We start from the raw sequence: 19,894 nt of genomic DNA, 5'->3' as shown, positions 1-19,894 counted from the left end.
AAGTTCCGATTAACATTGATATTCCCCGGAGAGGTGAAAGGGGATGCGGATCCTCCAGGTTGTGCCAGTTTACAGCCTGTTAATCGCATTTGGCCTTTCGGGGGGGAGTTATCCCATGGCAATGAAATTCATCGCGGCGGCTGCGGCCACGGCAGTTCTGGCGCTCTCGGCCTCGGCGGCCAACGCGACGGTCTTCGCGGGCAACTGGACGCTGACCATCGGGGACAACTCCGATCCGGGTCACCTGAAGATCTTCACCGACACGACCGGCGGGCTCTTCAGCAAGGATCTGGCGGTCACCGATCCGCAGTACGAAGATCTGTTCCAGATCTGGACGAACGAGGCTTCGGTCAACCCCGACGACCTTAACAACACGCAGGTCACGCTCCGCTTCGACTTCACGAGCCCGACCGACAACACGGGCCCGATCGACGTGATCGGCAACACCAACGGTTACGCGGAACTGGCCGGCTTCTTCCAGGGCGGCCAACTGGTCTGGAACAACGGCGGTGTCGCGCAGCTCGAGTGGGGCAACACGACCCCGGGCGTGCAGACCCCCGGCCTGATGACCCTGACGGTCAGCGGCGGGCGCTTCAACGAGGGCGGCTTCTGGTCGACCGACCAGAACTGCAACTGGAAGGGCAAGAACTGCCAGCCGCAGGGCGAGGCCCTGGGCGTCACGGCCAAGTTCGACTGGGATGCCGATCCGACCTTCGCCGCGGTGCCGGAGCCCACCTCGTGGGCGCTGATGATCGGCGGCTTCGGCCTGGCCGGCGCGACCCTGCGTCGCCGCCGCGCGGTCGCCGCCGCCTAGGCTCGACCGACACCAAGAACGCGAACGGCCGGGGGAAACCCCGGCCGTTTTCGTTTGCGTCCTAACTCGTGGCGTAGACGCAGTATTTGTTGCCCACGGGATCGCGGAAGTAGGCGCCGTAAAAGCTGGTTCCTTCCGGCGGCCGGTAGCCCGGCGCGCCTTCGTCGGCGCCGCCCGCCGCGAGGGCTGCGGCGTGAGCCGCCCGAACCTCGTCCTGACTCGCGGCCTTGAAGGCGATCATGATCCCGTTGCCCGCCTGCGGTGGCTGGCCGTCGTGCGGCCTGCAGATTCCGACGCAGGGCGCGCCGCCCTTCGGGCCATAGAACGCCCAGCCGGCCTCGGGATCGCCGCGTTCGTACCCGAACGCGCCGAACACCTTGTCGAAGAAGGGGAGTGCGGCCTCCACGTCGTGAGCGCCGATGGTGATGTAGCCGATGGTCATGCCGGATCCTCCTGACAGCCTGGCCACCCTATCCTCGCAGGCGAACAAAGCAAGAACATTGACATCTCGCCCGCTCAGGCGTTCCCTTTGGGTCGACAACAGGTTTCCTCGGAGGATCCGACATGGAAGACCGCAGTCAGTTCGGCGCTCAGACGCCGGCCGTCGTCGAACACGAACGCACCTATCACGCCTTCAGCATCCTGGTTCGGTGGTCGATGCTGGTGATCGGCAACTCGATCTTCTGGTTCACGCTGTGGTTCGCCACGCCGGCGGGTTTCCTCGGCAGCACCGTCGCCGCCATCGTCACGTTCATCGTGGGCTACGTGGTCCTCGTTCGACACGAGGAGAAGCAGCCGCTGAACGTCTGGGTCGAAGGCCGCTGAAACGAAAAGCGCCGCGGGAGGCCCCGCGGCGCTGATTCTCGTCGCAGCTTTGGCCGGCTGGCCTAGGCGGCGAGCGCCTTCTGGAGGTTGGCGGCCACCTTGTCGAGGAAGCCCTCGGTGGTGAGCCACCCCTGGGTGTCGCCGACCAGCAGCGCCAGGTCCTTGGTCATCGAGCCGCTTTCGACGGTCTCGACGCAGACGCGCTCGAGGGTGGTGGCGAAGCGTTCCAGCTCGGCGTTGCCGTCGAGCTTGGCGCGATGCTTCAGACCCTGGGTCCAGGCGAAGATCGAGGCGATCGAGTTGGTCGAGGTGCTCTCGCCCTTCTGATGCTGGCGGAAGTGGCGCGTCACCGTGCCGTGAGCGGCCTCGGCTTCCATGATCTTGCCGTCGGGCGTGATCAGCACCGAGGTCATCAGGCCCAGCGAACCGAAGCCCTGGGCGACCTGGTCGGACTGGACGTCGCCGTCGTAGTTCTTGCAGGCCCAGATGAAGTCGCCGTTCCACTTCAGGGCCGAGGCGACCATGTCGTCGATCAGGCGGTGCTCGTAGGTCAGGCCCGCCGCCTTGAACTGGTCGGCGAACTCGGTGTCGAAGATCTCCTGGAACAGATCCTTGAAGCGGCCGTCGTAGGCCTTGAGGATCGTGTTCTTGGTCGAGAGGTAGACCGGATACTTCCGGCTCAGGCCGTAAGAGAACGACGCGCGGGCGAAATCGCGGATCGAGTCATCCACGTTGTACATGGCCATGGCCACGCCGCTGCCCTTGAAGTCGTAGACGTCGTGCTCGATCACCTGGCCGTCGGCGCCTTCGAACTTGACCGTCAGCTTGCCCGGGCCGGGCACCTTGAAGTCCGTGGCGCGATACTGGTCGCCGAAGGCGTGGCGGCCGATGATGATCGGCTTGGTCCAGCCGGGGATCAGGCGCGGCACGTTCTTGCAGATGATCGGCTCGCGGAAGACGACGCCGTCCAGGATGTTGCGGATCGTGCCGTTCGGCGACTTCCACATCTTCTTGAGGTTGAATTCCTTCACCCGGGCTTCGTCCGGCGTGATGGTGGCGCACTTGATCCCGACGCCGTGCTTCTTGATCGCCATAGCCGCGTCGATCGTCACCTGGTCATCGGTGGCGTCGCGGTTCTCCATCCCCAGGTCGTAGTAGTCGATCTCCAGATCGAGGAAGGGGAAGATCAGCTTGTCCTTGATCCACTGCCAGATGATGCGGGTCATCTCGTCCCCATCGATGTCGACGACGGGGTTGGCGACTTTGATCTTGGCCATGAGGGGCGGGCGCTCCGGGCGTAAATTCGTTTGGGGCCGTATAGCCGCCGCAGAGGCCGACGCAAAGGCTCCCTAAGGGTCAGCCGACCGCTCTGACGGCCGCGCGGGTCACTTCGGCGATGATCCGGTCGCGTCCTGCATCGTCGAGCGTCGATCCGGCGAGGAAAATGGCGAGGGCGTACGAACGCCGGTCGGCGAGCGTGAACAGCCCCACGTCATTGTGGGCCGTGCTGATTCCCTGGTCGACGCCCGAAGTGCCAGGCCGATGGGCCAGGAACGCGTCCTTGGGCAGGCCGGCCTTGATTCGCGCATTGCCCCGCGATGTGCCGCCCATCAGCTGTACCAGCAGCTTGGTGGACGCCGGCGAGATCAGCTCCTGCCGGTCGAGCATCTGCAGCAGTTCCAGCATGCCGCGCGGGGTGGCGGTGTCGCGCGGGTCGGCCATATAGCGGCGCATGGCGGCCATTCGCTCGGCGGCAGGCACGGCGTCGCGCGCCACATCGAAGGCCGCGCCGTCCCGCCACGCCGGGCGGAACGAGGGCATGCCATAGACGTCGGGCTGCAGCTCGCGCTCGTAGCGATCGACACGAACCTCCGGAACGTGGCGGGCCGTGAGCCAGGCGGTGACTGCGCCGGGTCCGCCGATCCGCTTCATGAGGACGTCGGCGGCGGTGTTGTCGCTGTCGATCACCATCGCCTCGAACAGCTCCTTCAGCGAGTACTCACGCCGTTGGGGCCAGGACTCGGCGATCGGCGAGAAGCCACCGGAGAGCTGGTTCTCCAGCAGGAAGAACGATTCGGTCATCAGGAGGCGGCCGGCGTCCGCCTCGGCCAGCACCGCGGCAGCCAGGGGCAGCTTGAACACGCTCTGCATGGGAAAGCGCCGGTCGCCGTTGAAGACGAAGACCTGGCCGCTCTCGAGATTCGTCAGGCCCACGCCCAGCACGCCCGGACGCGCCGCGCCCGCGATGCCTCGAACAGCCTTGGTCATGCCTTCGAGGTCCATGGCCGGCGTCGTCGAAACCGTGACAGGCATCTTCGGCTCGCAGGCGGCGAGCAGGGCCGCGGGCGCGGCCGCCAGCACGGAACGACGGTCGAGGGTTGCCTTCCGGCGCATGGAATCCTCTAAACGCGGCATGGCTGAAGCCTCTCTCCCTGCACCTGTCGTTATCCTGAACGCGCCACAGCTCGCCGAGAACATCGGCGCCGTAGCACGTGTCATGGCCAATTTCGGCCTCGCCGATCTTCGGCTCGTGAACCCGCGTGACGGATGGCCCCAGGAGCGCGCCTGGGCGCTGGCCTCCGGCGCCGAATGGCCGCTGAACGCGGCCCGCGTCTACGACAGCGTCGCCGAAGCGATTGCGGACCTGCAGGTCGTGTTCGCGACCACGGCCCGTCCGCGTGAGCTCACCCTGCCGGTGCTGACGCCGCGCACCGGGGCGGCCGAGCTGTCGGAAGCCACCGCGCGCGGCGAACGCTGCGGCCTGCTGTTCGGCGGCGAGCGGGCCGGACTGGAGACCAGCGACATCGCGCTCTGCCAGGCCGTGGTGACGATCCCCATCGATCCGCGCTTCCGCTCGCTCAATCTGGGTCAGGCCGTCGCGATCAACGCCTACGAATGGCGGATGACGGTGGCCGACGCGGCGCCGCCCGCCTTCCGGCCCGGGCCGGGGACCGCCTCCGGGGAGGCGATGCTGGGCCTGTACGAGCACCTGGAGCGGGAGCTGGACACCGCCGGCTTCTTCCATCCGCCCGAAAAGACGCCGAACATGATCCAGAACCTTCGCTCCGCCCTGGGCAAGGCGCGCTTCACGGACCAGGAAGTGCGCACGTTCCGCGGGGTGATAACCGCGCTCAGCCGCGGGCGCGGTAAAGTGCTGGAGAAGATCGCGCGCAAGAAGGACAGCGACGGATGAGCCTCGCCGCCCTGCTGGACAGCCTGCCGATCCCGATCATCCAGGCCCCGATGGTGGGCGCCTCGCTGGACGCGCTGACGGTGGCGGCGAGCGAGGCGGGCGGCATGGGGACGTTGGGGGCAGGGGCGCTGCCGCCAGCCGAGCTCAGCGCGACCATCGCAGCGATCAGGGCGGCGACATCCAAACCCTTTGGGGTGAATTTGCTCATGGCGCCCAAGGCGGATCCGGCGCCCGGGGAGGTGGAGGCCGCGCTGGCGCGCCTCGCACCCTGGTACGCCGAGTTGGGCGCGCCGCTGCCCGAGACGCCGAACCAGTTCGCCCCCGACTTCGAGGCCCAGTTCGACGCCCTGGTCGCCGCCGCGCCGCCGGTGGCCTCCTTCACCTTCTCGATCCTGAAGCCGGCGCAGGTGAAGCGCCTGCAGGCGGCCGGAACCTATGTGGTCGGGACTGCGACCACCGCTGCGGAGGCCCGCGCCTGGGCCGAGGCGGGGGCCGACGGGATCGCGGCTCAGGGCTCGGAGGCGGGCGGCCACCGTGGCCACTTCCTGGGCGACGTCGACGGCAGCCTGGTGGGGACCATGGCCCTGGTCTCCACGATCCGCGCCGCCGTCGACCTGCCGGTGATCGCGGCGGGCGGGATCATGAACGGGCGAGGCGTGGCGGCGGGCCTGGCGCTGGGCGCGGCCGCGGTCCAGATGGGCACCGCCTTCCTCCTGGCCGAAGAGGCGACCACCTCGAAGCCCTGGCGGCGGGCCGCCCAGACGGCGCCCGACGACGCGACGCGGCTGACGCGGGCCTTCACGGGCCGCCACGCCCGCGGAATCGAGAACAGGTTCATGCGTCTGATGCATGGGGTCGAGGGCGAGGTCCCGGCCTATCCTGTCCAGAACCGGCTGACCCAGCCGCTGCGCGCCGCCGCCGCCAAGGCCGACGATCCGGAGATGCTCTCGCTCTGGGCCGGCCAGGCGGTGCGGCTCGCGCGGCCGGGGCGGGCGGGCGACATGATCCGGGCGTGGTGGGCGGAAGCGGCGGAGGTCGCCGACGCCCTCGCCGCCCGGACCCGGCGAGGACAGGAGACCGAGTGACCGATCTGCGTACGGCGGCCAGGGACGCCTACATCTACACCCTGCCGCTGATCGAACTGGCGACGACACGCCACCGCGGCCAGACCCTGGGGCACCGGATGGGCGTGTTCGCCCACGTGCGCCATCTGGCCAACCACAAGCACCGGGCGGTGACCACGCCAAACACCGACACCCTTTACTCCACGGCCCAGATCGATCTGTCGGCCGGGCCGGTGACCATCACCCTGCCGCCGGCCGGCGACCGCTATCTCTCGCTGGCCCTGATGGACGCCTACACCAATAACTTCGCGATCCTCGGCACCCGCACCACCGGACCGGACGGCGGGACCTTCCGCCTGGTGGGGCCACGCGATGCGGTGGAGGGCTGGAACGTCGTGCGCTCGCCCACCGATCACGTCTGGGCCCTGGCGCGGGTTCTGGTCGAGAGCCCCGAGGACCTGGAGGCCGCGCGCGAGGTGCAGGCCGCGATATCGCTGCAGGGCCCGGCCTCCGAGGCGCCCGGGCCCTACGCGACGCGTTCTGCGGACTGGCGCGAGTACTTCGCCAGCGCGGCGGCCCTGATGGCCGCCAATCCCCCGCCGGTGACCGACCTTGGCCTGCTGCGCACGCTGACGCCCCTCGGCCTGCTGGATGGCTTCGATCCGAGCCGTTTCTCGGCCGCGCAGGCCGCCGAGATCGAGGCTGGGGTGGCCGACGGCCGCAAGGCGGTCCGCGGCGGAGGCGGCCTCTCAGGGACGGAATTCATCCAGGGCTGGTCGTACCCAAGCTCGCGCCTGGGCGACTTCGAGCAGGACTACCTCTTGCGCGGCGCGGTGGCGCTGGGCGGGCTGGCCGCGCTGCCGCCAGCCGAGGCCATGTACCTGCAGGGCGAGGGTTCGCTGCCGGGCAAGCTGTTCGACGGAACGAAGAGCTGGCGGCTGCACTTCCCGGCGGACGAGCCGCTGCCGGTGAACTCGTTCTGGTCGCTCAGCCTCTACGAGGCGACGGACGACGGGCAGTTCTTCTTCTGGGACAACCCCATGAACCGATACGCCATCGGCGACCGTACGCCCGGGCTGCGAGCCAATCCGGACGGATCACTCGACATCTGGATCGGCCATGAAAGCCCGGGCGCCGAGCGCGAGGGCAACTGGCTGCCGGCGCCGGCCGCCCCGTTTGCGCTCTTCATGCGCGCCTACCTGCCCAAGCCGGAGTTGCTTCAGGGCTATTACCGTATGCCTTCGCTCCAGATTGCCTGACGGCGCCCGCCCGCTAGGGTCGCGCCGACTTCAGGGAGGCGTAGCGGGTGAACAGGCGTGAACTCATGGCGGCGGTGGCCGCGCTCGGCATGATCCCGGCGGCGCGGGCGTTCGCGGCGGCGGGCGACCTGCGGAGCGCCGCGCGCGAGGCGTGGCTCTACGGCCTGCCGTGGATCGAGATGGCGGCTGCGCGCGACCGGATGCTGAACGGGCGGGGCGGCCAGCCAGCGGGCCGCAACAGCTTCGGCCATTCACGCAACCTGATCGGGCCCGAGGGCCGCACGATCACCTCGCCCAACAACGACACGCTCTATTCCAGCGCCTGGCTGGACCTGACCAAGGGACCGGTCACCCTGACCGTGCCGCCGACCGGCGACCGCTATATCTCGCTGGCGGGCATGAACATGTGGACCGACAACGACTTCGTGCTGGGCACGCGGACGACGGGCGGGGCCGGCGGGCACTACACCATCGTCGGGCCGGGACAGGCGGGGTCAGGCCCCAACGTGGTGCGGCTCGAAACCGCGCACGGCTGGCTGCTGGTGCGCACTCTGGTCGATGGCCCGGAGGACCTGCGGGCGGTCCACAAGATCCAGGATCAGCTCAGGCTGGAAGGGCCAGCCGGCCTGCCCCCGGTGAAGGCCTATGCGACGCGGCGGTCGAGCGCGCTGGAGTACTTCGCCTCGCTGGCCGACCTGCTGGCCTCCGATCCGCCGCCCGCGACGGACGGGACGGTGTTCGCCCGCGTGAGCCCGCTGGGCCTGACCGCCAAGGGCGCCTTCGATCCCAAGAGGTTCGGTGCGGCGGCGGTCGCCGAACTGGAGGCTGGGGTCGGCGACGCGAAGGAAGCGATCCGGACCATGAAGCCTGGCGACTCGGCCCAGGGCTGGACCTATCCGCGCCACACCCTTGGCTATTTCCATCAGGACTATCTGTTCCGCGCCGCCGTGGCGCTGATCGGCCTGGCGGCCTTGCCGCCTGCCGAGGCGATGTACATGCAGCCGGTCGCTGACCAGGGGCGGACCTTCAACGGGCCGGGGCCGTACCGGATGCACTTCGCGGCGGGCCAGCTGCCGCCCGTCGACGCCTTCTGGTCGCTGACCATGTACCGGCCAACCGACGACGCACAGTTCTTCCTCGTGGAAAACCCGATCCAGCGCTACGCCATCGGCGACCGGACGCCTGGGCTCCGGAAGAACCCCGACGGCTCGCTCGACCTGTGGATCGCCCGCGGCGATCCGGGCGGCGACCGAAGCGCCAACTGGCTGCCCGCGCCGCCCGACGGACCGTTCAGCCTGAGCTTCCGCGCCTACCTGCCCACCAGCGACTTCCAGGACGGCCGCTACCGCCTGCCGGCGCTGACGCTCGCCTGAGCTTACGCGTGATCGGCGCCGGGCTCGCCAATTGCCGCCCGCGGGCCTCCTAGCTGGCGTCCGTCGCCACGGCCTTGAGGATGGTCTGACCCGCGGCGAACTGTTCGCGGACGGCCTCCGGCGTCAGGGTGGCCGCCTTGTCCAGCTCGACGAGCTCCGGCGGCACGTACCAGTGCAGCTTTTCGGAGTGGTAGGCCTCCCAGACGACCTTGGCGACCTCCATCGGCGGGATGGCGCGGAAGGGCCCGTCCTTGGGCGCGCTCTCAACGGCGCCGGGCGGGAGGATTGGCGTGTCGATCAGGCCGGGGAGCACGTCGGCCACCTTGATCCCGAACGCCTTGAACTCGACTGACAGCGCCTCGGTGAGCCCTTTCACGGCGTGCTTGGTCGCCGAATAGACCGCGATGCCGGGCATGCCGAACGTGGCCGAGGACGAGGAGGTCGTGAAACACATGGATCCCGGCGTCGCCTTCAACAGCGGTAGCGCCGTGTGGATACCGATCAGGACCCCGATCAGGTTGACGTTCACCACCGCCAGCACATCCTCGAACGGCTGGTCGGCGAAGGGCCCGCCGCGGCCGATGCCCGCGTTGTTGTAGAGGATGTCCATGGCGCCGCCGGTGGCCTCGCCGAACGCCTCCAGCGCCAGGCGGTAGTCCTCGCGGTCGGTGACGTCGAGACGGCGGACCAAGCAGTTGCCCGGCCCCAGTTCGTCGCGCAGGGCGGCCAGCCCCGCGTCGTTCACGTCAAAGCCGCCGACGAACCAGCCCTTGCCGGCGAACAGGCGCGCCGTCTCGCGGCCCATGCCCGACGCAGCGCCGGTGATGAAGATCGACTGTCGTCCGTTCGCGCCCATCTCGTACCTCTATCGATGCGCCGCCGCGGCGAGGTTACCCGCCCTTCTGCTCGAGATCGCGGGCCGCCTTGTCGAGATCCGGGGCGTTGGGCGAGCGCATCGCGGCGCCCGCGGCCATGCCTTCCTTCAGGGCGGCCGCCGCGCCTTCGTGCGACATGATCTTGCTCAGCACGGCCTGGCCGGCGCGCTCGAACGATTCCCGGTGCTCGACTACGTACTGGCGCGAGGTGCGATAGCCTTCGAGGAGGCCCTGAATTTCGGGGATCACGTAGCGCGCCACCAGATCCCAGCTGCGGGAGGTGTTCTCGCGGTTGGCCCAGTCGTGGACGAAGCCCAGCACCACGCCGAAGCCGCCGGCCGACGCCTGCAGCTTGCGGATCGCGGCGATCAGGTCGTCCGGCGTGCCGATCACAGAGGCGGCGCCGTCCACATAGGCGGTCTGGTCGACCGCGTCGTCGGGGCTCTTGAAGAGCTCGGCGCCCGGCCGCATCAGCGTGCCGACGGTGTATTCGTTGTGCCACTTCATGAGGCCGGCTCCAGCCTGGGCGCGGGCCTCCTCGCGGGTCTCAGCGATGTGCCACGACATCAACACGCGCCAGTCCTTGCGGTCGACCGCCTTGCCGGACTTGGCGGCGGCCTGCTCGGCGAAGCCCCATTGCGTCGGCAACGCGGCCAGGCCGGCATCGGAATTGGAACCGATGGAGAGCACGCCCAGACCGTATTTCCCGGCCAGCGTCATGCCCGAGGGGCTGATCGACGAGGCGGTGACCATCGGGAGCTCTTCCTGAAGCGGGAAGAGCTGGAGACGCGCGTCCTGGAGCGTGAACCAATCGCTCTTGTGGGTGACCCGCTCGCCCGCGAACAGCCGCTGCAGGACGCCGATCGCCTCGTCCTGGCGGTCGCGCTGGGTCATGGGGTCGATGCCCAGCATGTAAGCGTCCGAGGGCAGGGCGCCGGGGCCCGTGCCGAAGATCAGGCGACCGCCGCTCATATGGTCGAGCTGGACCATGCGTTGAGCGACGTTGAAGGGGTGGTGATAGGGCAGCGAGACGACGCCCGTGCCCAGGCGGATGCGATGCGTGTGCTGGGCCACGCCGGCCAGGAACATCTCCGGCGAGGCGATCATCTCCCACCCGGTGGAGTGGTGCTCGCCGACCCAGAACTCATCATAACCCAGTGCGTCGAGCTCGGCCGCCAGCCGGATGTCGTTGCGCATCTGGAGCATCGGGTGCTCGCCGATGGGGTGGTGAGGGGCGAGGAACGCGCCGAACTTCATCCGTGCCATGATCGAGACTCCCCGTTATTTGCGCCTTGGAACGATCCGTAGCGGAGTTCCCCCAAGGTCATCGCAGTTCTTTGTCGACGTCATTGCGAAGCGGCGCGACCCCGGCGCGTCGGGGCCGCTATCCTTGACTCCCAACTTCCCAGACGTCATACACCGCGCCTTCCAGCCGCCGGGGCCTCTCGCGTGGCCGGAAATCTATGACGGGTTGATGCAAGGCCGCCGTTGAAATCGCGTTCCTCCTGAAGGGACGCCGGCCCGCGTCGAATGAAGAGTGGAATATGTCCAAGCGCCATAGCGCCAAGTACAAACTCGACCGCCGGATGGGCGAGAACGTCTGGGGTCGTCCGAAGTCTCCGATCAACACCCGCGCCTACGGCCCCGGCCAGCATGGCCAGCGTCGTAAGTCGAAGGTCTCGGACTTCGGCCTGCAGCTCCGCGCCAAGCAGAAGCTGAAGGGCTACTACGGCAACATCACCGAGAAGCAGTTCGTCCGCATCTACACGGAAGCGGCGCGCCGCAAGGGCAACACCTCGGAGAACCTGATCGCCCTGCTCGAGTCGCGCCTGGATGCGGTGGTCTACCGCTCCAAGTTCGTCCCGACCCCGTTCGCCGCCCGCCAGTTCGTCAACCACGGCCATGTCCTGGTGAACGGCAAGCGCGTGAACATCGCCTCCTATCGCGTGAAGCCGGGCGACGTCGTCTCTGTGCGCGAGCGTTCGCGCAACATGGCCCTGGTGCTGGAAGCTCTCGGCTCGTCCGAGCGTGACACGCCCGACTACATCACGGTCGACGCCAAGGGCATGGCCGCCACGTTCGTCCGCGCGCCGGAACTGGCCGAAGTGCCGTACCCGGTGAAGATGGAACCGAACCTCGTGGTCGAATTCTACGCGTCGTAAGACCCCGCCGACCTCGAAGCGAATTTGCGAAGGCCCCGGAGCGATCCGGGGCCTTTTGCTTTGGCGGGGGGCTGGGGACCTCCCGCGCGCGCCAGCCGCGCCGCCTACTGGACCTGTTGCGCGCCCGCATGCCGCCCTGCCGGCGACGTGGCCGCTTCCGGTCCCCGGATCTCCAGGCGATCGATGGGCAGCGCCTCCGGATGGACCTCGCGGAGCCAGGTCAGCAGCTTCTCCCGAATCTCGCACCGTAGGTCGAAGGCTGCGCCGGCGTTGGACGCGCTGGCCAGGATGCGGACCTCCACCGTACGCTCCTTCAGGTCGGTGACCTGCACGACGGAGACCTTGCCGTCCCAGTGCGGTGAGGCTTCGAGGACATCCTTCAGGCGCTCGCGGATGGCGTCGACCGGCACGGCGTAATCCACGTAGAGCATGACCACCCCGAGCAGGTCCGCGGACTCGCGCGTCCAGTTCTGGAAAGGCTTCTCCAGGAAGTAGCGCAACGGCACGATCAGCCGGCGTAGGTCCCAGATGCGGACCACGACATAGGTGGAGTTGATCTCCTCGACCCGGCCCCACTCGCCCTCGACGATCACGGCGTCGTCGATGCGGATCGGCTGTGTAAGGGCGATCTGGACGCCGGCCATGATGTTGGACAGCACGGGCTGCAGCGCGAGGCCGACGATGATGCCCGCCGCGCCGCCCGCGGCCAGCAGGCTGACGCCGAGTTGGCGGACGCCGGGGATGGTCATCAACGCCAGCCCGGCCGTGACGATGATCACCAGCGAGGCGGTCGCCTGGCGCAGGATGCGCGCCTGGGTGAGATGCTTGCGGGCCAGGAGGTTGTCGGAGACGTCGACCCGATACTTGCGCAGGTGAATCGCCGTGGCGATGTCGAGGGCGGTGAGCACCACCCAGCCGATCAGCACGATGAAGGCGACCAGCAGCCCGTGCTGGAGGAGCCGCGCCTGCTCCGGCGAGAAGGGCGCGATCCGCGTGGCCCAGGACAACGCGAGGACGATGAGGGCATAGCGGCCCGGGGGGCGGGTGCGCAGGATTAGGGACCGGGTGAACTCGCTGCGATTGCGCAGGGCCCTGCCGACCGCGCGGACGAGGAGTTCATGGATGGTCAGGGCGACGGCCAGGGCGGCGGCAAGCAAAGCCAGGCCGATCACCCAGAGCGGAATCCACGCCAGGGCGGCGGGTACGTGCAACGTGTACTGGGGCATGCCTGACTAACCGGTGGGACGCCGTTTGGTTCTAGGCGAACGTGTCCCGCACGCTCACGCACGTCGCGCGGTGACCTGCGCCGCCCGGCTCGACACGTCGAAGGCGCGCCCCTAACCTCCTGCAACCAGTGAGCGTTCGGGGGGACAATGTCGTACTGGAGTCGCGCGGCGCGCCTTTTGTTGAGCGTCGTAGGCGTCCTCGCCCTTGCCGGGCCAGCGCACGCCGCATGGATCCGTGCGGAGACGGACCGGTTCGTGGTCTATGGCCAGGGCAACGAGCGCGCGGTCAGGGACTTCGCCACGAAGTTGACCACCTATGATTGGCTGCTGCGCGTCTTCCACCCGTCGACGAAGGACCGCCCGGTCGGGACCAAGGTTCAGGTCTTCCTGCTGTCGAGCGAGGGCGAACTGAGGCGCGTTCGGCCATGGTCGCGGAAGTACACGCAGGGCTTCTACAGCGCCATGAACGAGGGCGTCTTCGCCTTCGCGGTAAGGAACGGCGGCGGCCTCGGCTCTGACGACGTGCTGTTCCACGAGTACGCCCACCACTTCATGCTCGAGAACTTCCCGGTCGCCTATCCCGCCTGGTTCATCGAAGGCTGGGCGGAATACTTCATGACCACGGAGATCACGAAGGATCAGATCAAGGTCGGGAATTACAATCAGGCGCGCGCCTACGCGATCTTCAACGATGTCTGGCTGCCGTGGGACGACCTCCTGTCCAAAACCACCGCGGAGACGCGTCCCGAGCGGGCGAACGCCTACTATTCGCAGGCCTGGCTGCTCACCCACTACATGCGCAGCGACGAAAAACGCGCGGCGCAGCTGGATCAAGCGATCCGCGCCATCGCGGACGGCAAGGACCCGGTGAAGTCGTTCCAGAGCGCGACCGGCATGACCATTCCGGAGCTCAACGCCGCCCTGAAAAGGTATCAGAAACTGCCCATGATCGGCGTCGGGAACCCCAACCTCGCGCCTCAGATGCTGGTGACCGCCCTGCCGCGGAGCGCGGATGACCTCCTGTTGGACGAGATGAGGCTGGTTCTCGCTCCGACCGGGCGGGTGGACGCCGACTTCCTCGCTGGCGTGCGTCGCAAGGCGGCAAAGTACCCAGGCGACGCTCTGGCCGAGCGGACGCTGGCGCGAGCGGAATTCGTGATGGGCGATGTGGCGGCCGGCGAGGCGATCATGCGGAGACGCGTGGCCGCGAAGGGCGACGACGTGGAGGACCTGCTGCTGGCCGGCTCAGGCCAGATCATGGCGGGCATGCGGAATGGCGACGAACGGGAGGCTCGATATCGCGCCGCGAGGCCCCTGCTGGCCAAGGCCTATCAGCTCGACAAGGACGACTTCCGCACGCTCTACGCCTATGCCCTCAGCCGTTCCATCGAACCGTCCTTCCCGACGGACAACGACCTGGCCGCGCTGAGGGAAGCTCGCCTGCTGGCGCCGGCGGTGGAGGAGAACTCGTTCCGGCTTGGCGTGGCGCTGGTCCAGAAAGGACGCCGCGACGAGGCCGCGAAGGTGCTGGCGCCGGTCCTGAACAACCCGCACGGAGGACGGGCGGCCAGCATGGCCCGGGCCATGCTGAATGGGGACCGCGTCGAGAGCCGGGACGTCGACGATGCGACGGCGGACGACGATGACGCAGCGCCGACCAAGCCATCGCCGACGCCGGTTAAGTGAACATCTCCGGGATCCAGCCGGGCACCCGTCTTGGCCGCCCGGTGGCCTGCTCGATCAGGACCCAGGTAGTGTGGACCTGGGCGCACATCTGGCCGTCAGGGCCGTCGATGCGGATGAAGCGGTCGAAGCGCGGGCCCTCGGGCGCCTCGGCGACCCAGGTGCGGGCCTGGGCGATCTCGCCCGGCAGGAGCGCGCGGCGGTAGTCGATCTCGTGGCGCAGCGCGATCCAGGCCCAGGTCGCCTGGGCGTCGGCCGGCGCCTTGGACCGCCAGTGGGCGACACCCATGTCCTGGGCCCAGCGGAGGTAGACCACATTGTTCACGTGGCCGTTCTCGTCGATGTCGTCTGCAGCGGGCTCGAACGTCAGGCGGAAGACCTGCCGGCCCTCCGGCGGTTCGAGCAGCTTCGTCACGCGGTGAGAAGGCCTTGTTCTTCCAACATGGTCTTCAGCTCGCCGGACTGGAACATCTCGCGCACGATGTCGCTGCCACCGACGAACTCACCCTTGATGTAGAGCTGCGGGATGGTCGGCCAGTCGGAGAAGGTCTTGATGCCCTCGCGCAGCGGCTCGGACTGCAGCACGTCGACGCCGACGAACTCGACTCCGAGATGGTCGAGGATCTGAACGGTCACGGCCGAGAACCCGCAGCGGGGCTGTTCCGGCTCGCCCTTCATGAAGAGGATGACGGGATGCTCGGCCACGGACTTGGCGATCCAGTCGTGGACGGGGTTCTCGGTGGCGGTCGTGTCGGTCATCGGACGCCCTTTCGGCGCAAAATCGTCTGCCAAGAGCTAGGGACGCACGCCCGCAGGGTCAAGGCGTCAGGCTGGCGCAGACGTCTCGAGCGCCAGGGCGTGGAGCTCGCCGCCCATCTTGCCCTTCAGCGACGCGTAGACGAGCTGGTGCTGGCGCACGCGCGGCATGCCCTTGAAGGCGGCCGAGACGATGCGGGCCTTGTAGTGGTCGCCATCGCCGGCCAGGTCGGTGACCTCGATCTCGGCGTCGGGGAAGCCCTCGCGCAGGGCGGCTTCCAGGTCGGGTTGGGACATCGGCATGAGCCGGGCTTAGTCCCGCCTCAGCCCCAGGTCCAGAGCAGCGAGAGGCCGAACGCGCCCATCAGGCCCGCCGCGCCGCGATCCAGCGGCTTCTGCGCCCGCGCATAGGCGGTGGCGGCGCGCAGGGACGAGAAGGCGAGCGCCAGGCCGGCCTGCCACAGCAGGCAGGTGGCGGTGACCACCACCACTGCGGCCCAGTGCACCCAGCCCGGCGTGTTGGGGCCGACGTAGGCCGAGAAGACCGAGGCGAAGAACAGCACCGACTTCGGGTTGGTCAGGCAGATGGCGAGGCCTTGCCAGAAGGCGGCCTTGGCCGCGCCCGGAGGGGGCTCGACCGCCTCGGGCTCGGGCTTGGCGCGCCAGAGCGCGATGGCGAACCAGATCAGGTACGCGCCGCCGCCGATGCGCAGGATCTTGTAGAGCCACGGCGCGGCGGCGAGCAGGGCGGCCAAGCCGATCGCCGCGGCGGCGCACCAGATCACGCAGCCCAGCGTCGTGCCGAGCGCGGTGGCCAGGGCCGGCCCGCGGCCCCGCCGCATGGCCACCCGCATGGTCAGGAAGTTGGATGGCCCGGGGATCACGGACGTTCCGAGCGCCAGCAGGAACAGCGCGCCCAGCGAAACGATGTGCTCGGTCATGGCCTCTCAGGCGGTGCGGGTGAAGGCCATCGTCCAGTTGGTCTCCCAGGTCTCGCCGTCGTCGTACGAAAAGGCCTGGCTCCAGCGGGCGGAGGCCGAGGTGATCTGGTCCCAACGATAAACGACCTTCACCGGGCGGTCGCCGTCCACATCGTCGCCGAAGAACAGTCCAATCCCGTCCTCGAAGCGGCCGAAGACCGGGTCCTGCAGGCCGCCGGTCTGGCTGTTGACCCAGTAGATGGCCCATTGCCGCGCCTGCACATCGAAGGTGCGGAACGACAGCCCCTGGAAGCCGCGCTCGGGGAAGTCGTTCTCGTCGACGTTGCACAGCCCGCCCATCAGGCCCTGGCAGAAGGTGACGCCGTGAAAGACGTCCCAGTCGTCGGCGCCCGCGCCGCGCACCTTGAGCCGGCGGTGCTCCACGGTCCAGCGCCCGTAGAGGAAATGGAAGTCGCGTCGTCCGTCGTCGTAGCCGTCGTAGGCCATTGCCCGTCTCCCTCGGTCCAGGCCAAGGGATAGGCGACCACTGCTGACACCGGCGTGTCAGCAGCGTCTTCAAGGCTTCAGTCGATGATCGCGCTGTAGATGATGCTCTTGAGCTGACCGCGGAAGTTGAAGGTGCCCGACGGCATCAGCTGGGTCATGAAGACCACGCAGAGATCCTCCTTCGGGTCCACCCAGAAGATCGTCGAGGCGGCGCCGCCCCAATAGTAGTCGCCGGCGCCCAGGCCGCCGGACTCCACCTCGCCCATGGTGGACGCGAAGCCAAGGCCGAAGCCCACGCCGTCGTAGGCCGTCTCGGAGAAGCCGCCCAAGGCGCACTCGGTGAGCTGCTTGCCGCCGGGCAGATGGTTCATGTGCATGAGCGCCAGGGTGCGCGGACCCAGGACGCGATGGCCGTCCAGCTCGCCGCCGCGGCGCAGCATCTCGCAGAAGCGCAAGTAGTCGGCGCTGGTGCCGGTCAGGCCGCCGCCGCCCGACTTGAAGCCGGGCTCGAAATTGTAGGCCGAGGTCTCTGGGTCGTCGATCAGCTTGAGCTTCTTCTCGGGGCCGCGCTGATAGTTGGCCGCGAAGCGGTCCTTCTTCTCCGGCGCGACCTGGAAGGCGGTGTCCTTCATACCCAGCGGGCCGAAGATTTCCTCGTCGAGGTACTGGGCGAACGGCTTGCCCGAGATGATCTCGACCAGGGCGCCGCAGACGTCGGTGGCGAGCGAGTACATCCAGGCGGCGCCCGGCTGATAGCGCAGCGGCACCTGGCTGAGCTTGTCCATGAACGTCTGCATGGAGTCGGTCGAGCCCAGCGAGCGAACCTTGAGCTCACGGTAGACCTTGTCGATCGGGTGCTGGATGCCGACGCCCGGCAGGCCGCCGCCGTAGGTGAGCCCCGCGGTGTGGCAGAGCACGTCGCGGAAGGTGACCGGGCGCACCGGAGCCTCGGTCTTCATGTCGGCGCCTTCGCCCGAGATCCAGACCCGGTGGTCCTTCCACGACGGGACGAAGCGCGAGACGGGGTCGTTGAGCTGGAAATGCCCGCGCTCGTACAGCGTCATCAGCGCCACCGAGGTGATCGGCTTGGTCATGGAATAGATGCGGTAGATCGTGTCGTCGCGGGTCGCCTTGCCGCGCTCCAGATCCATCGACCCGAAGGACTTGAAATAGGCCAGGTGGCCGTGTCGGGCGACGCTGACCTGGCACCCAGGGATCTTGCCCGGACCGATATAGTTGCGCTCCAGATGCTCGGTGATGCGCTCCAGGCGGCCTGCGTCCAGGCCGGTCCACTGCGACTGGGCGTCCATCAAATCCTCCCGACAGTATGGCTTTCTGTTTGAATGACCCCATCATGGGCGACGAACAGGCGTTTGGCCAAGTGGAAGGATCGGTATGGACGAGCTGGAAGCCCTGGCGGCGGAGATCGGCGAGGCTCTGAAGGCGCGGGGCGAGAAGATCGCGGTGGCCGAGAGCTCATCCGGCGGGCTGATCTCGGCGGCGCTGCTGAGCGTGCCGGGCGCCAGCGCCTACTATCTCGGTGGAGCGGTGGTCTACACGGCCAAGGCCCGCGTGCTGCTGACCGACATCCCGAAGGAGGCGCTGACCGGCATCCGCTCAGCCAGCGAACCTTATGCGCTGCTGCTGGCGCGCAACCAGGTGGAGCGTTACGGCGCGACCTGGGGCATCTCCGAAACCGGGGCGGCGGGGCCGACGGGCAACCCGTACGGCGACGCCGCGGGACACACCTGCGTGGCGGTGACGGGTCCGGTGGAAGCGGTGCTGACCGTCGAGACCGGCTCGGAGGATCGGTCGGCGAACATGCGCGCCTTCGCGGCGGCGGCGCTGGACCTGCTCAACCGGGCTCTGAAGTCGCTCGCCTAGGGCGCCAAGCCGACGAAGGCTTGAAGCGCCTCTCAGTTCGGGCGGCGCTCGACGTCGCGCAGGAAACGGCCTTCGGCGAAGATCTCGACGGCCTCGCAGGCGGGGTCGCGCTCTAGGATGGCCTCGGCTTCGCGCAGGGCGTCGGCCATCGCGCCGAACACGCCGGCCTGCTGCGACCAGGCGAGATATTCGCCGACGGCGCTCAGAATGAACTGCATTCCTGCTCCCCCCGAAGCGAGGTCTTCAGGGGCTCTCCCGACCCCTGGCACGGCAAGAGCGCTAGTTGCGGCCGGGGCTCAAGTCCTTGCCCCTGTTGCGCGAATTCTCGCGGGCAGCCCGCGCGAGGCGCGAGGGGCGGGCGAGCAGGACTGGTTCAGCCGCGCGCGCGTCGCTACATCCCCACCATGGCCGAAGCATTCAACGACCTGATCCTGCCCGCCGAGAAGGCGGAGCGCTATGCGGCGGTGGCTGAGGAGATTGCCTCGGTGCTGGACGGCGAGCCCAATCGGGTGGCGCGGATGGCGACGGTGAGCTCGATGCTGTCCAACAGCTTCAGCCACTATTTCTGGACCGGCTTCTACGTGGTGGACGAGGCCAAGGGCGACGAGCTGGTGGTCGGTCCCTACCAGGGCACGCTGGGCTGCATGCGGATCGCGTTCGGGCGCGGAGTGTGCGGGACAGCGGCGGCCACGCGCCAGACCCAGGTGGTTCAGGACGTACATGCGTTTCCCGGCCACATCGCCTGCGACAGCCGGTCGGCCAGCGAGATTGTGGCGCCGGTGTTCGACGCGGAAGGGCGGCTTATCGCGGTGTTCGACGTGGACTCCGAAACACCGGCGGCGTTCGACGGCGTCGACCGCGAATGGCTGGAGAAGATCCTGGCGCGGACGTTCTCGAACTAGCCGAGGAACCAACGAGATCTGTCATCCCGGCCCTGCGACGCGCGGGGCGGGCCTGCGACCGGGATGACAGTGGAGGGGGCGATCCTACTTGGCGGTCTTGGCTTCGGTCTTCGCCGCGGCCTTCTTGGCGGCGGGCTTGGCCTTGGCGTGATGAGCCGTCTTGTGCGTCGCCATCTTGGCCGGCGGGTTCGGGACCGGCGTCGAGGCCTCGGTCGAGCCCTGGGCGAGGGCGAGGGCCGGGGCGCCGGCGAGCGTGACGGCGGCCAGGGCCGCGGCGGCGAAGCGAAGGTTCATAGTCTTGTTCCTGTTGCGCATGGGGTCATGAGCGACCCGACGCCCCAAGGGATCGCGCCACGAGCTTTCAGCCGCCCCGAACGCCGCCTTACAAATGTGTGAGGCTTCGACGGACGTGACGCTGGCGTCACGCTCCGTTGTCTTACGCAGCGGCGCC

Annotated in this window: 24 protein-coding genes; 10 read left to right on the top strand and 14 right to left on the bottom strand. The window is 68.3% G+C overall.

The window, feature by feature from the left end; translation table 11 throughout:
- Positions 1-115: 115 nt before the first annotated feature.
- Positions 116-814 (top strand): PEPxxWA-CTERM sorting domain-containing protein, encoded by a 699-nt coding sequence (locus ACODSY_RS20250; RefSeq protein ID WP_488953693.1) that lies wholly within the window; start codon positions 116-118, stop codon positions 812-814.
- A 61-nt stretch (positions 815-875) separates the two neighbouring features.
- Here ACODSY_RS20250 and ACODSY_RS20245 read toward each other — a convergent pair whose 3' ends face one another.
- Positions 876-1,256, bottom strand: coding sequence for a VOC family protein (locus tag ACODSY_RS20245; RefSeq protein WP_488953692.1), 381 nt, complete (start codon positions 1,254-1,256; stop codon positions 876-878).
- Between the two features lie 122 nt (positions 1,257-1,378).
- Between ACODSY_RS20245 and ACODSY_RS20240 the strand changes: the two genes are divergently transcribed.
- Positions 1,379-1,639, top strand: coding sequence for a hypothetical protein (locus ACODSY_RS20240; RefSeq protein ID WP_488953691.1), 261 nt, complete (start codon positions 1,379-1,381; stop codon positions 1,637-1,639).
- Between the two features lie 62 nt (positions 1,640-1,701).
- On the opposite strand, the gene ACODSY_RS20235 is transcribed toward ACODSY_RS20240, so the two are convergent.
- Both ACODSY_RS20235 and bla read right to left on the bottom strand, forming a co-directional pair.
- Positions 1,702-2,916 (bottom strand): NADP-dependent isocitrate dehydrogenase, encoded by a 1,215-nt coding sequence (locus ACODSY_RS20235; RefSeq protein WP_488953690.1) that lies wholly within the window; start codon positions 2,914-2,916, stop codon positions 1,702-1,704.
- A 79-nt stretch (positions 2,917-2,995) separates the two neighbouring features.
- Positions 2,996-3,952, bottom strand: a complete 957-nt coding sequence (gene bla / locus ACODSY_RS20230; protein WP_488953689.1) for a class A beta-lactamase — start codon at positions 3,950-3,952, stop codon at positions 2,996-2,998.
- Positions 3,953-4,052: 100 nt separating this feature from the next.
- On the opposite strand from bla, the gene ACODSY_RS20225 reads away from it, so the two are divergent.
- From ACODSY_RS20225 to ACODSY_RS20210, 4 genes are read left to right on the top strand one after another with little or no spacing between them, the layout of a single operon-like run.
- Positions 4,053-4,832 (top strand): RNA methyltransferase, encoded by a 780-nt coding sequence (locus ACODSY_RS20225; protein WP_488953749.1) that lies wholly within the window; start codon positions 4,053-4,055, stop codon positions 4,830-4,832.
- A complete protein-coding gene (locus tag ACODSY_RS20220) occupies positions 4,829-5,917 on the top strand; it encodes an NAD(P)H-dependent flavin oxidoreductase (RefSeq protein ID WP_488953688.1) in 1,089 nt (362 codons plus the stop codon). The genes ACODSY_RS20225 and ACODSY_RS20220 overlap by 4 nt, the downstream gene beginning before the upstream one ends.
- A complete protein-coding gene (locus tag ACODSY_RS20215) occupies positions 5,914-7,155 on the top strand; it encodes a DUF1254 domain-containing protein (RefSeq protein WP_488953687.1) in 1,242 nt (413 codons plus the stop codon). The genes ACODSY_RS20220 and ACODSY_RS20215 overlap by 4 nt, the downstream gene beginning before the upstream one ends.
- A gap of 47 nt (positions 7,156-7,202) precedes the next feature.
- Positions 7,203-8,528 carry a DUF1254 domain-containing protein gene (locus ACODSY_RS20210; RefSeq protein WP_488953686.1) on the top strand — a complete coding sequence of 442 codons (1,326 nt, stop codon included), beginning with the start codon at positions 7,203-7,205 and terminating at the stop codon, positions 8,526-8,528.
- 49 nt (positions 8,529-8,577) lie between these two features.
- On the opposite strand, the gene ACODSY_RS20205 is transcribed toward ACODSY_RS20210, so the two are convergent.
- Together ACODSY_RS20205 and ACODSY_RS20200 are read right to left on the bottom strand one after the other, a co-directional pair.
- The gene (locus tag ACODSY_RS20205) at positions 8,578-9,384 is read right to left on the bottom strand and encodes an SDR family oxidoreductase (RefSeq protein ID WP_488953685.1); all 807 of its coding nucleotides are present in this window, start codon (positions 9,382-9,384) and stop codon (positions 8,578-8,580) included.
- Between the two features lie 34 nt (positions 9,385-9,418).
- Positions 9,419-10,669: an LLM class flavin-dependent oxidoreductase gene (locus ACODSY_RS20200; protein WP_488953684.1), complete on the bottom strand. Its 1,251-nt coding sequence runs from the start codon at positions 10,667-10,669 to the stop codon at positions 9,419-9,421.
- Positions 10,670-10,947: 278 nt separating this feature from the next.
- Here ACODSY_RS20200 and rpsD point away from each other — a divergent pair, with 278 nt between their 5' ends.
- Complete coding sequence (rpsD, locus tag ACODSY_RS20195; RefSeq protein WP_488953683.1) at positions 10,948-11,565, top strand: 30S ribosomal protein S4; 618 nt, start codon at positions 10,948-10,950, stop codon at positions 11,563-11,565.
- A 104-nt stretch (positions 11,566-11,669) separates the two neighbouring features.
- Here the strand turns inward: rpsD and ACODSY_RS20190 are convergent, their stop codons facing one another.
- Positions 11,670-12,791, bottom strand: a complete 1,122-nt coding sequence (locus ACODSY_RS20190; RefSeq protein ID WP_488953682.1) for a mechanosensitive ion channel family protein — start codon at positions 12,789-12,791, stop codon at positions 11,670-11,672.
- A 180-nt stretch (positions 12,792-12,971) separates the two neighbouring features.
- On the opposite strand from ACODSY_RS20190, the gene ACODSY_RS20185 reads away from it, so the two are divergent.
- Positions 12,972-14,477 (top strand): tetratricopeptide repeat protein, encoded by a 1,506-nt coding sequence (locus ACODSY_RS20185; RefSeq protein WP_488953681.1) that lies wholly within the window; start codon positions 12,972-12,974, stop codon positions 14,475-14,477.
- Here ACODSY_RS20185 and ACODSY_RS20180 read toward each other — a convergent pair.
- From ACODSY_RS20180 to ACODSY_RS20155, 6 genes are all read right to left on the bottom strand, one after another.
- Entirely contained in the window at positions 14,470-14,889 is a 420-nt protein-coding gene (locus tag ACODSY_RS20180) for an acyl-CoA thioesterase (protein ID WP_488953680.1), read from the bottom strand. The genes ACODSY_RS20185 and ACODSY_RS20180 overlap by 8 nt on opposite strands.
- Positions 14,886-15,233 carry a Grx4 family monothiol glutaredoxin gene (gene grxD / locus ACODSY_RS20175; RefSeq protein ID WP_488953679.1) on the bottom strand — a complete coding sequence of 116 codons (348 nt, stop codon included), beginning with the start codon at positions 15,231-15,233 and terminating at the stop codon, positions 14,886-14,888. The genes ACODSY_RS20180 and grxD overlap by 4 nt, the downstream gene beginning before the upstream one ends.
- Positions 15,234-15,299: 66 nt before the next feature.
- Positions 15,300-15,533 (bottom strand): BolA family protein, encoded by a 234-nt coding sequence (locus ACODSY_RS20170; RefSeq protein ID WP_488953678.1) that lies wholly within the window; start codon positions 15,531-15,533, stop codon positions 15,300-15,302.
- A 20-nt stretch (positions 15,534-15,553) separates the two neighbouring features.
- Positions 15,554-16,171 carry a LysE family translocator gene (locus tag ACODSY_RS20165; RefSeq protein ID WP_488953677.1) on the bottom strand — a complete coding sequence of 206 codons (618 nt, stop codon included), beginning with the start codon at positions 16,169-16,171 and terminating at the stop codon, positions 15,554-15,556.
- A 6-nt stretch (positions 16,172-16,177) separates the two neighbouring features.
- Positions 16,178-16,657: a DUF1579 domain-containing protein gene (locus ACODSY_RS20160; RefSeq protein ID WP_488953676.1), complete on the bottom strand. Its 480-nt coding sequence runs from the start codon at positions 16,655-16,657 to the stop codon at positions 16,178-16,180.
- Positions 16,658-16,734: 77 nt separating this feature from the next.
- Positions 16,735-17,967 carry a serine hydrolase domain-containing protein gene (locus ACODSY_RS20155; protein ID WP_488953675.1) on the bottom strand — a complete coding sequence of 411 codons (1,233 nt, stop codon included), beginning with the start codon at positions 17,965-17,967 and terminating at the stop codon, positions 16,735-16,737.
- Positions 17,968-18,052: 85 nt separating this feature from the next.
- Here ACODSY_RS20155 and ACODSY_RS20150 point away from each other — a divergent pair, with 85 nt between their 5' ends.
- The gene (locus ACODSY_RS20150; RefSeq protein ID WP_488953674.1) at positions 18,053-18,541 is read left to right on the top strand and encodes a CinA family protein; all 489 of its coding nucleotides are present in this window, start codon (positions 18,053-18,055) and stop codon (positions 18,539-18,541) included.
- A 32-nt stretch (positions 18,542-18,573) separates the two neighbouring features.
- On the opposite strand, the gene ACODSY_RS20145 is transcribed toward ACODSY_RS20150, so the two are convergent.
- Complete coding sequence (locus ACODSY_RS20145) at positions 18,574-18,759, bottom strand: hypothetical protein (protein ID WP_488953673.1); 186 nt, start codon at positions 18,757-18,759, stop codon at positions 18,574-18,576.
- 186 nt (positions 18,760-18,945) lie between these two features.
- Here ACODSY_RS20145 and ACODSY_RS20140 point away from each other — a divergent pair, with 186 nt between their 5' ends.
- Positions 18,946-19,443, top strand: a complete 498-nt coding sequence (locus ACODSY_RS20140; RefSeq protein ID WP_488953672.1) for a GAF domain-containing protein — start codon at positions 18,946-18,948, stop codon at positions 19,441-19,443.
- Positions 19,444-19,527: 84 nt separating this feature from the next.
- Here the strand turns inward: ACODSY_RS20140 and ACODSY_RS20135 are convergent, their stop codons facing one another.
- On the bottom strand, positions 19,528-19,737 hold the full coding sequence (locus ACODSY_RS20135) for a hypothetical protein (protein ID WP_488953671.1): 210 nt from the start codon (positions 19,735-19,737) through the stop codon (positions 19,528-19,530).
- Positions 19,738-19,894: the final 157 nt, after the last annotated feature.

It is taken from the genome of Phenylobacterium sp. FG114, assembly GCF_057809855.1.
Note: the sequence above shows the minus strand (reverse complement) of the source record. Positions and strands in the feature narration are given on the sequence as shown.

Coding starts and splice junctions, on each gene's coding strand:
- ACODSY_RS20140 (WP_488953672.1), top strand. CDS start 18,946: ATGGCCGAAGCATTCAACGACCTGATCCTGCCCGCCGAGAAGGCGGAG.
- ACODSY_RS20150 (WP_488953674.1), top strand. CDS start 18,053: ATGGACGAGCTGGAAGCCCTGGCGGCGGAGATCGGCGAGGCTCTGAAG.
- ACODSY_RS20220 (WP_488953688.1), top strand. CDS start 4,829: ATGAGCCTCGCCGCCCTGCTGGACAGCCTGCCGATCCCGATCATCCAG.
- ACODSY_RS20250 (WP_488953693.1), top strand. CDS start 116: ATGGCAATGAAATTCATCGCGGCGGCTGCGGCCACGGCAGTTCTGGCG.
- ACODSY_RS20135 (WP_488953671.1), bottom strand. CDS start 19,737: ATGAACCTTCGCTTCGCCGCCGCGGCCCTGGCCGCCGTCACGCTCGCC.
- ACODSY_RS20160 (WP_488953676.1), bottom strand. CDS start 16,657: ATGGCCTACGACGGCTACGACGACGGACGACGCGACTTCCATTTCCTC.
- bla (WP_488953689.1), bottom strand. CDS start 3,952: ATGCCTGTCACGGTTTCGACGACGCCGGCCATGGACCTCGAAGGCATG.
- ACODSY_RS20205 (WP_488953685.1), bottom strand. CDS start 9,384: ATGGGCGCGAACGGACGACAGTCGATCTTCATCACCGGCGCTGCGTCG.
- ACODSY_RS20240 (WP_488953691.1), top strand. CDS start 1,379: ATGGAAGACCGCAGTCAGTTCGGCGCTCAGACGCCGGCCGTCGTCGAA.
- ACODSY_RS20165 (WP_488953677.1), bottom strand. CDS start 16,171: ATGACCGAGCACATCGTTTCGCTGGGCGCGCTGTTCCTGCTGGCGCTC.
- ACODSY_RS20155 (WP_488953675.1), bottom strand. CDS start 17,967: ATGGACGCCCAGTCGCAGTGGACCGGCCTGGACGCAGGCCGCCTGGAG.
- grxD (WP_488953679.1), bottom strand. CDS start 15,233: ATGACCGACACGACCGCCACCGAGAACCCCGTCCACGACTGGATCGCC.
- ACODSY_RS20190 (WP_488953682.1), bottom strand. CDS start 12,791: ATGCCCCAGTACACGTTGCACGTACCCGCCGCCCTGGCGTGGATTCCG.
- ACODSY_RS20225 (WP_488953749.1), top strand. CDS start 4,053: ATGGCTGAAGCCTCTCTCCCTGCACCTGTCGTTATCCTGAACGCGCCA.
- ACODSY_RS20170 (WP_488953678.1), bottom strand. CDS start 15,533: ATGCCGATGTCCCAACCCGACCTGGAAGCCGCCCTGCGCGAGGGCTTC.
- ACODSY_RS20245 (WP_488953692.1), bottom strand. CDS start 1,256: ATGACCATCGGCTACATCACCATCGGCGCTCACGACGTGGAGGCCGCA.
- ACODSY_RS20200 (WP_488953684.1), bottom strand. CDS start 10,669: ATGGCACGGATGAAGTTCGGCGCGTTCCTCGCCCCTCACCACCCCATC.
- rpsD (WP_488953683.1), top strand. CDS start 10,948: ATGTCCAAGCGCCATAGCGCCAAGTACAAACTCGACCGCCGGATGGGC.
- ACODSY_RS20235 (WP_488953690.1), bottom strand. CDS start 2,916: ATGGCCAAGATCAAAGTCGCCAACCCCGTCGTCGACATCGATGGGGAC.
- ACODSY_RS20145 (WP_488953673.1), bottom strand. CDS start 18,759: ATGCAGTTCATTCTGAGCGCCGTCGGCGAATATCTCGCCTGGTCGCAG.